The 7,495-nt window shown below is 67.2% G+C and carries 10 protein-coding genes; 6 read left to right on the top strand and 4 right to left on the bottom strand.

Going from position 1 to position 7,495, the window contains the following annotated elements:
- Window positions 1-23: 23 nt before the first annotated feature.
- The 4 genes from ASC98_RS25240 to ASC98_RS25255 are packed head-to-tail and all read right to left on the bottom strand — an operon-like array spanning window position 24 to window position 2,749.
- The gene (locus ASC98_RS25240; RefSeq protein WP_056817303.1) at window positions 24-488 is read right to left on the bottom strand and encodes a PilX N-terminal domain-containing pilus assembly protein; all 465 of its coding nucleotides are present in this window, start codon (window positions 486-488) and stop codon (window positions 24-26) included.
- Complete coding sequence (locus tag ASC98_RS25245) at window positions 485-1,663, bottom strand: PilW family protein (RefSeq protein ID WP_056820547.1); 1,179 nt, start codon at window positions 1,661-1,663, stop codon at window positions 485-487. The genes ASC98_RS25240 and ASC98_RS25245 overlap by 4 nt, the downstream gene beginning before the upstream one ends.
- A gap of 11 nt (window positions 1,664-1,674) precedes the next feature.
- Window positions 1,675-2,127, bottom strand: coding sequence for a type IV pilus modification protein PilV (gene pilV, locus ASC98_RS25250; RefSeq protein ID WP_056817306.1), 453 nt, complete (start codon window positions 2,125-2,127; stop codon window positions 1,675-1,677).
- A 16-nt stretch (window positions 2,128-2,143) separates the two neighbouring features.
- A complete protein-coding gene (locus tag ASC98_RS25255; protein WP_082542217.1) occupies window positions 2,144-2,749 on the bottom strand; it encodes a GspH/FimT family pseudopilin in 606 nt (201 codons plus the stop codon).
- A 182-nt stretch (window positions 2,750-2,931) separates the two neighbouring features.
- Between ASC98_RS25255 and ASC98_RS25260 the strand changes: the two genes are divergently transcribed.
- From ASC98_RS25260 to ASC98_RS25285, 6 genes are all read left to right on the top strand, one after another.
- Window positions 2,932-3,765: an ABC transporter ATP-binding protein gene (locus ASC98_RS25260; RefSeq protein ID WP_056817310.1), complete on the top strand. Its 834-nt coding sequence runs from the start codon at window positions 2,932-2,934 to the stop codon at window positions 3,763-3,765.
- Window positions 3,762-4,544, top strand: coding sequence for a lipid asymmetry maintenance ABC transporter permease subunit MlaE (gene mlaE, locus ASC98_RS25265; RefSeq protein WP_056817312.1), 783 nt, complete (start codon window positions 3,762-3,764; stop codon window positions 4,542-4,544). The genes ASC98_RS25260 and mlaE overlap by 4 nt, the downstream gene beginning before the upstream one ends.
- A gap of 14 nt (window positions 4,545-4,558) precedes the next feature.
- Window positions 4,559-5,062, top strand: coding sequence for an outer membrane lipid asymmetry maintenance protein MlaD (gene mlaD / locus ASC98_RS25270; protein ID WP_056817501.1), 504 nt, complete (start codon window positions 4,559-4,561; stop codon window positions 5,060-5,062).
- The gene (locus ASC98_RS25275) at window positions 5,059-5,901 is read left to right on the top strand and encodes a VacJ family lipoprotein (protein WP_157598198.1); all 843 of its coding nucleotides are present in this window, start codon (window positions 5,059-5,061) and stop codon (window positions 5,899-5,901) included. Before mlaD ends, ASC98_RS25275 begins: the two co-directional genes overlap by 4 nt.
- A 145-nt stretch (window positions 5,902-6,046) precedes the next feature.
- Window positions 6,047-6,667 carry a phospholipid-binding protein MlaC gene (locus ASC98_RS25280; RefSeq protein ID WP_056817314.1) on the top strand — a complete coding sequence of 207 codons (621 nt, stop codon included), beginning with the start codon at window positions 6,047-6,049 and terminating at the stop codon, window positions 6,665-6,667.
- A gap of 7 nt (window positions 6,668-6,674) precedes the next feature.
- A complete protein-coding gene (locus tag ASC98_RS25285) occupies window positions 6,675-6,959 on the top strand; it encodes a lipid asymmetry maintenance protein MlaB (protein ID WP_056817316.1) in 285 nt (94 codons plus the stop codon).
- Window positions 6,960-7,495: the final 536 nt, after the last annotated feature.

A 7,495-nucleotide genomic window follows, 5' to 3' on the forward strand; every position in this document is an offset into this window, starting at 1 on the left:
CGTTGGGGCGACCGGGCTTGCGCTCAGTCCGCCGAATAAGTGGCTTGCAGCATCACGATGCTGAGGTCCGAGCCGCCGACCGCGCGTGCAGTGACCCTGAAACTGGTGCCGCCGCCGATGTTCTCGACCAGGCAGCGCGGGTCGGACGCCAGGCCCGCCCCCGTCATCGTCACGTCGACGCCGCTGGCGGTCCACGTGGCGTCGGTGTCCCAGTTGGCCGCCGTCGGCGGAGAGGTCGGCAGCAGGATCTTGTTGGCCGGGTAGGTGGGCGGCGACGAGGTTGCCTGCAGCAGGCAGGCCCGGACGGCTGCTTCGGCAGCCTGCAAGGCCTTGTTGCGGTCGCGTGCGTTGCCGGCCATGCGCTCGTCCAGCGCGGTCGAGCGCAGGCTCGACACGGTGATCAGCGTGATCAGCACCAGCATCACCATCATGATGATCAGGATCGCGCCCTGCTGGGGACGGGCGGCCTTCAGGGTCTTGAGTTTCATGGCGACGCGTAGGTGATCTTGTTGCGGACGGCGACCGTGGTGCTGAACACGCGACGGTCGAAGCGCGTTCCGGTGGTCGGGTAGGTGACGGTGACGTCGCCCACCTTGCCGGTGGCAGGCAACGTCACATCGGCTTCCGCGGCAGCAGGGCCGTGGGTCAACAGGCTCATGCGCACCGCGATGACGCGCGACCAGTCGCCGACCGCGTTCGCTGCCACGTAAGTGCCGTCGATGACGCCGTCGGGCTCGGTCGTGGTGTCCAGGCCGAAGCGCACCTGCAGGTTCTCGACGCCTTCGATCAGTTCCTGCTCGACGCCGGCATCCACCCCGGGCACCGACGTCTGGTCGCCGTCGAAGGTGCGCCGGTAGAGCGACGTACCGGTGCCGCTGCCCGAGCTCCTGACGTAGTAGACGACGGTCTGCAGCGGAAACACCTCGGTGGAGGCCTGCGGATAGACGTTGCTGGCGTTCAAGCCGCCGGTCACGCCCAGCGTGGTTGCGGCGGAAGAGACCTGGAACGCCTGGGCGCTCGAACAGTTGGCGATCAACGCATAGCTGCCGGTGCACAGGCCCGACACCTTGCTGGTCGTGCCGTCGCGGCACTTTCCGGGTGCGCCGTTGTCCTCGATGCTCACTGACGTGGCCGAACCCACGGCTGCGGCGGTGAGGCGGATGGGGGCTCCGGACACTGTCCGGATCACGAGCACGTCGCTGCCGGGCGTCAGGCCGACGCTGGAGATCGACGTGACCGGGATGGTGTTGCTGGTCCCGGCGGTGTTGGTCACCCACGAGGTGGCCGTGGTGGTATCCGCCGGGTTGCTGCTGCTCAGCGTCAACGCCGATCCGGCGATGTTGTACTTGTAGCCTTCGACGCCGACCGCGAAGTTGGTGCCCAGGCCGACCGCCAGCGAGTTCGTGAAGCCGGAAGTGCGGTTCGTGAAGCAGCCCTGGTAGCCCACCATGCGCGCGTCCGACGACAGGAACTGGAAGGCCAGCCGCACGTTCTGCTGCAGCGTGCTCAGCTGGTCGACACGGCGCGTGGCGCTCTTGCTCGTCAGGTAGACGGCGGTCATCACGCCGGTCAGCACGAGGCCCAGCGTCAGGGCCACCATCATTTCGACCAGCGAGAAGCCGGCTTGGCGCAGCCGCGGCGGCGCGGAAGTCTGCAATGTCATGGGAAGCCCTTTCAAAACCGGCTCACGGTGGTGAAACTCTGGCGCGGCGAATCCGCGGTGCGGTTGTCGAGCCACTCGATCTCGATCGTCACCGACCGATCGGCCGCGACGGCGATGCGGCCCTTGCCGTCCGGCAGCAAGGCTTCGATCTGTTGCTTCCAGTCCTTCAGGTCCGTCTGGTAGATGAAGGTGAGCGGCGTGATCGACGACGACGTGCTGGCGAGTTCGGTGTTCCACCGCTGGGCCAGCGCGTTGTCGCGGTCGACGCGCATGCGGTCGAGGATGTCGTCCGCCAGCGCGGTGGCCTGAGAACGGAACAGCGAACTCTGGTTGTACGAGAGGGTCCGGCTCTGCAGACCGGCGAGGCCCAGCATGCCGAACGAGAAGATCACGAACGCGACCAGCAGTTCGATCATGCTGACGCCCGATTGGCGCCGTTGGCGGAGGCTGCGATTCAGCTTCATGTCAGTCCAGTCCTTGTCACGGGCAGGAAACGTTGTTGGCATAGAGGGAGGCCCGGCCGACCAGCGACACCTGGATGACGCGGCCCGGCAGCGACGAGATGGACGAGTCGCAGACCTTGAAGTAGGCGATCGCGCCGGACAGCTTGCCTCCGAGGGCGTTGAACGTCAGGGACATGCGGTCGGGCGTGTCGCTGGCGGTGGCCGTGGAGTAAGTGGAGCCGCTCTTCGTCACGCGCGTGATCGTCGTGTTGCCCGTCGCTGCCGCGCTTTCGCGGAGCACGCTGCCGTCCGTGGCGGTCGATCCCTTGGCGCCGTCGCCGTCGGCGTCGGTGAAAATCTGCCAGCCGGACTGGAACACCGGGCTGGCAGTGGCCGTGGCCAGCAGCGTCACCGGCTGCCCGCGCCGCGTGGCCTCGGAGCGCGCCAGGTTCAGCGCGAGGATGAATTCGTTGGTCTGGCTCGTCAGCCGGTTCGATGCGATCAACCGGCTGAACGACGGGGCGGCGACGGTGACCAGCACGGCCATGACCACCAGGGTGACCAGCAGTTCGATCAAGGTCACGCCGCGCGCGCGCCGGCTGTGTCGCATGCTGTAATTTGTGTTGGGGTGTGTGGTGGCCATGGGTCCTTCCTCTGCGCAAATTATCTGTGGTGCATCCTGCAAGGCGGGCGCCGGACATCAGGCGGAAGTCGCCGTCTGTCGATGAAACCGGACAATGGGCCGGAAACGAGGGGCGCGGGCTTTCCCCTATCATTGCGGCTTCGCTACAGACGTCCGCCCCAACGGGCCGCCGGTTCCGATCCATGTCGACCCCCCCAACCGCGGCGCCAGCCGTGCCTGTCCTGATCGAGCTGCGTGATGTCACATGCGGCTACGGCGACCGGATCATCCTCGAGAACGTCAACCTCAGCGTGCCGCGCGGCAAGGTGCTCGCGCTGATGGGTACTTCGGGCGGGGGCAAGACCACGGTGCTGCGCCTGATCGGGCGCCAGCTGCAGCCGATCAAGGGCCAGGTGCTGTTCGACGGTGTCGACATCGCGACGCTCGATGCGCAGGGCCTGCACACGATGCGCCGGCGCATGGGCATGCTGTTCCAGTTCGGCGCGCTGTTCACCGACCTGTCGGTGTTCGACAACGTCGCGTTCCCGCTGCGCGAGCACACCAACCTCGGCGAGTCGATGATCCGCGACCTGGTGCTGATGAAGCTCAACGCGGTCGGCCTGCGCGGTGCGCGCGACCTGTTGCCGTCGCAGGTGTCCGGCGGCATGGCGCGTCGCGTCGCGCTGGCGCGCGCGATCGCGCTCGACCCCGACCTGATCATGTACGACGAGCCGTTCGCCGGCCTCGACCCGATTTCGATGAGCGTCGCGGCGACGCTGATCAAGGACCTGAACCACGCGCTCGGCGTCACCAGCATCGTCGTCTCGCACGACGTGGCCGAGACCTTCCTGATCGCCGACCACATCGTGTTCGTCGCCAACGGCAAGATCGCGGCGCAGGGCTCTCCGGCCGAGATGCGCGCGAGCGACGACCCGCTGGTGCAGCAGTTCGTCAACGCGCAGACCGACGGGCCGGTGCGCTTCCACTACCCGGCCGTGTCGGTCGAAGAAGACTTCGGCGCAGGAGCGGCCCGATGAGCTGGTACAACCCCGCCGACATCGGCTTCGCGGTGCGCAGCAAGCTCGCCGGCATCGGCGACGCTGCGCGCCTGTTCTTCCGGCTCGGCGGTCTCGGCAGCGCGAGCTTCGCGCGCCCGCGCCTGGTCAGCGACCAGGTGTTCTTCCTCGGCAACCGCTCGTTGTCGATCATCACGGTGTCGGGTCTCTTCGTCGGCTTCGTGCTGGCGCTGCAGGGCTACTACACGCTGCAGCGCTACGGCTCGGCCGAGGCGGTGGGCCTGCTGGTCGCGTTGTCGCTGGTGCGCGAACTGGGCCCGGTCGTCACCGCACTGCTGTTCGCCGGCCGCGCCGGCACCTCGCTGACGGCCGAGATCGGCCTGATGAAGGCCGGCGAGCAGCTTGCCGCGATGGAGATGATGGCGGTCGACCCGGTCAAGCGCGTGCTCGCACCGCGCTTCTGGGGCGGCGTGATCGCGATGCCGTTCCTGGCGGCGGTGTTCAGCGCGGTCGGCATCATCGGCGGCTGGCTGGTCGCGGTGCCGCTGATCGGCATCGACGAAGGCTCGTTCTGGTCGCAGATGCAGGGCGGGGTCGACGTCTGGGCCGACGTCGGCAACGGCGTGATCAAGAGCGTCGTCTTCGGTTTCACCGTCACCTTCATCGCGCTGCTGCAGGGCTACAACTGCAAGCCGACGCCTGAAGGCGTTTCCGCCGCCACCACGCGCACCGTCGTGATGGCATCGCTTGCAACGCTGGGGCTCGATTTCGTGCTCACGGCCATGATGTTCTCGATTTGAAGAAAGAGGCGACGATGCAGAAATCTCGTCACGATGTGTGGGTGGGCCTGTTCGTGCTGATCGGCGCGGCAGCGGTGTTGTTTCTCGCGTTGAAGGCCGGCAACCTGCTGAGCCTGAACTTCGATGAGACCTACACGGTGATCACCAAGTTCGACAACATCGGTGGGCTGAAGCCGCGTGCGGCGGTCAAGAGCGCCGGCGTGGTCGTGGGCCGGGTCGAGTCGATCGGCTTCGACGACAAGAGCTACCAGGCGCGCGTCGTGCTGCAGCTGCAGAAGAAGTTCGCGTTCCCGAAGGACAGCTCGGCCAAGATCCTCACGTCGGGCCTGCTCGGCGAGCAGTACATCGGCCTCGAGGCCGGCGCCGAAGAGAAGAACCTCGCAGCCGGCGACGTCATCAGCCAGACGCAATCGGCGGTGGTGCTCGAGAACCTGATCAGCCAGTTCCTGTACAGCAAGGCCGCCGATTCCGGCGCGCCGGCCGCCGCGGCGGCACCGGCCAGCGGAGCGAAGAAGTGAACCTGCGCACGCTGCATGTGCTGCGGCTGGCGTTCGCCGGCCTCGCGCTGGCGTGGCTCGCGTTGCTGACCGGCTGCGCGACCACCGCGCCCGGCCCCGACGGCAAGCCGGTGCAGCGCGTCGACCCGTGGGAAAGCTGGAACCGCAAGGTCTACAACTTCAACGACACGCTCGACACCGCGGTGCTGAAGCCGGTGGCCACCACCTACCGCGATGTCGTGCCGCAGCCGACGCGCCGTGGCATCAGCAACATCTTTGGCAACGTGTCGGACCTGTGGTCGGCGTTCAACAACGTGCTGCAGGGCAAGGTCAACGACGGCATGCAGGACGTGATGCGCGTGACCACCAACACGATCTTCGGCCTCGGTGGCTTCTTCGACGTCGCGACCGAGATGGGGCTGGACCGGCACAACGAGGACCTCGGGCAGACGTTCGGCCGCTGGGGCGTGCCCGCGGGCCCGTACGTGGTGTGGCCGTTCTTCGGGCCGTCCACGCTGCGCGATTCGTTCGCGCTGCCGGTCGACCGCTCGGTGTCGCCTGCGCTGGCTTTCAACGACAGCCTGGCCCGCTACGCCGTGGTCGGCGTCGGCTTCGTGAACGAGCGTGCTGCGCTGCTCGGTGCGACCGGCATGCTCGACGATATTGCACTCGACAAGTACACCTTCATCCGCGATGCCTACCTGCAGCGCCGACGCAGCCTCGTCTACGACGGCGAGGTGCCGGAGTCGAAGGACGAACGCTACGATCAGGACGAGGTGCCTGCCAATGCGCCTGCGGCCGCGGCTGCCGGGGCTTCCGCACCTGCACCGGCGGCGCCTGCGTCGGGACCCAAGCCATGAACTTCACCTGCCGGAAACGATCCGGCGGCCAACCGGCAGACACCCGTCGCCGTTGAGGTCATACCGGGCAGCGGCGCAGACGCCGCGAACTCCGGTTAACGTGCCCGCACCGAGTTGCGAGGCTCTTCCCAGAAAGGAACCACAGATGCTCAGCCGACAAATCGTCAGATGGATCTCCGCCGCCACGCTGCTGGTGGCCAGTGCCGCCACGTTCGCACAGCAGGCGCCGGACCAGCTCGTCAAGCAGGTGTCGTCCGAGGTGCTCGATGCGGCCAAGGCCGACAAGTCGATCCAGGCCGGTGACGTGCAGAAGGTCTCGGCGCTGGTCGAAGCCAAGGTGATGCCGCATGTCAACTTCCAGCGCATGACGGCCTCGGCCGTCGGCCGCTACTGGCGCCAGGCCACGCCCGAGCAGCAGAAGAAGCTGCAGGACGAGTTCAAGACGCTGCTGGTGCGCACGTATTCCGGTGCGCTCGCGCAGGTGCGCGACCAGACGGTGCAGCTGAAGCCGATGCGATCGACGCCGACGGACACCGAGGTGATCGTGCGCACCGAGATCCGCGGCAAGGGCGATCCGATCCAGCTCGACTATCGCCTCGAGAAGGCTGCTGACGGCTGGAAGATCTATGACGTCAACGTGCTCGGCGTGTGGCTGGTCGAGAACTACCGCAACAGCTTCGCGCAGGAGATCGGTGCCGGTGGCATCGACGGCCTGATCGCCAAGCTGATCGAGCGCAACAAGTCGGCCGGCGGCGGCAAGAGCTGAGGTTCGCATGCTGCTGCTGCCCGCCACCGTGACGACGCGCGAGGCCCGCGACACGCAGCGCATGCTGTCGCAGGCCTTGCAGCAGGAAGTGAAGACGCAGTCCGAGCCCACCGTGACGGTGGATGCCTCGGGCCTCGCGCAATTCGATTCGGCGGCGCTGGCCGTGCTGCTGGAATGCCAGCGGCTGGCCCAGGCCTTCGGCAAGGGCTTCGCGGTGCGCAATGCACCGGCGAAGCTGGCTGAGCTGGCGCGGCTGTACGGTGTGGATGGGCTGCTGCTGAAGGCTACGTAGCCTGCGCGGTGCGGCGCGCGTCGCGGCGGGTGAGGGGCTGGGCTGGGGGCTCATGCTGGGGCGGTCGGCCTGGCGGCCGACTCCACTGCGAAGCTCGGCTTTGGGGATGCATCGGCAAACTCCCTCCGCTCACTTCGTTCGCTGTGGTCAAACAGTGCCGATGAGTCAGTCCACGAAGCGCGCTGCGCGCGCCATCCCCAAGGGGATGCATCGGCAAACTCCCTCCGCTCACTTCGTTCGCTGTGGTCAAACAGTGCCGATGAGTCAGTCCACGAAGCGCGCTGCGCGCGCCATCCCCAAAGCCGATCTTCTCCGTCGCCCCAGAAATCGCCCCCAGCCCATCCCCTCACCCGCCGCTCAACACCCRCCGCGCTTGTTTGGGGGGAAAAGATTGAAGTGACCGACRAGCACGYGAGCGCCGGCACGCTCGTCGGTCACTTCAATCTTTTCCCCCCAACASAGCGAGCGGTGCCSGCAAAGGCGCGGGTGGGGAGGCTGTGGCGCGCCAATAAGGAGGGGGCGCCGGAGCTGGCTGG

Source organism: Rhizobacter sp. Root1238, from assembly GCF_001425825.1.
Classification (GTDB): Bacteria; Pseudomonadota; Gammaproteobacteria; order Burkholderiales; family Burkholderiaceae_C; genus Rhizobacter.

Bases quoted from the DNA above. Each gene is read 5' to 3' on its own strand.
- ASC98_RS25240 (WP_056817303.1), bottom strand. From the start codon at position 488: ATGAAACTCAAGACCCTGAAGGCCGCCCGTCCCCAGCAGGGCGCGATC.
- ASC98_RS25245 (WP_056820547.1), bottom strand. From the start codon at position 1,663: ATGACATTGCAGACTTCCGCGCCGCCGCGGCTGCGCCAAGCCGGCTTC.
- pilV (WP_056817306.1), bottom strand. From the start codon at position 2,127: ATGAAGCTGAATCGCAGCCTCCGCCAACGGCGCCAATCGGGCGTCAGC.
- ASC98_RS25255 (WP_082542217.1), bottom strand. From the start codon at position 2,749: ATGGCCACCACACACCCCAACACAAATTACAGCATGCGACACAGCCGG.
- ASC98_RS25260 (WP_056817310.1), top strand. From the start codon at position 2,932: ATGTCGACCCCCCCAACCGCGGCGCCAGCCGTGCCTGTCCTGATCGAG.
- mlaE (WP_056817312.1), top strand. From the start codon at position 3,762: ATGAGCTGGTACAACCCCGCCGACATCGGCTTCGCGGTGCGCAGCAAG.
- mlaD (WP_056817501.1), top strand. From the start codon at position 4,559: ATGCAGAAATCTCGTCACGATGTGTGGGTGGGCCTGTTCGTGCTGATC.
- ASC98_RS25280 (WP_056817314.1), top strand. From the start codon at position 6,047: ATGCTCAGCCGACAAATCGTCAGATGGATCTCCGCCGCCACGCTGCTG.
- ASC98_RS25285 (WP_056817316.1), top strand. From the start codon at position 6,675: ATGCTGCTGCTGCCCGCCACCGTGACGACGCGCGAGGCCCGCGACACG.